This is a genomic window from Pseudoalteromonas sp. BSi20439 (assembly GCF_000241165.1).
Taxonomy (GTDB): domain Bacteria; phylum Pseudomonadota; class Gammaproteobacteria; order Enterobacterales; family Alteromonadaceae; genus Pseudoalteromonas.
Genome location: NZ_BADW01000139.1, coordinates 1 through 482, shown reverse-complemented (window position 1 = coordinate 482; position 482 = coordinate 1). Strand labels below are relative to the sequence as shown.

The following is a 482-nucleotide window of genomic DNA, read 5'->3' as shown; positions in this document are numbered from 1 at the left end:
AGGGCGTGTTGATCTTTGTGGTATGAAAAACAAACAGCATGAAGATAAGGTATAATTGAATTCGCCAGAAAACTTTACACCGAACCTACATGCCAAGATTAATGCTAACAGACGGGACATGGAATGTCTTATCAAAAGTAATGTACTTAAGTGGTCGAATTTATAATAAGCCCGACCATAGAAAAACGCTCGAAGGCATACTGTATAAGATGCGCACAGGTATTCCATGGCGAGATTTACCTTCTGATTTTGGCCGTTGGAGTGCTATCTACAGACGGTTTAATTTATGGTCCAAAAAAGGGATTTTGAATGAACTGTTTCGCGCATTATCTCGTGATGCGGACATGGATTGGGTCTTCATTGATGGCAGTATTGTCAGGGCTCATCAACATAGTTGCGGTGCAAGAACTGCTGACAATGAATCAATTGGAAAGAGCCGAGGTGGAAATTCTACGAAAATTCATCTTGCAGTCGATAGCGGA

Annotated in this window: 1 protein-coding gene; it reads left to right on the top strand. The window is 41.3% G+C overall.

Annotated features, from left to right (window positions below):
* Positions 1-89 precede the first annotated feature (89 nt).
* On the top strand, positions 90-482 hold a 393-nt coding region (locus tag P20439_RS11880), incomplete at its 3' end, for an IS5 family transposase (RefSeq protein WP_036933832.1).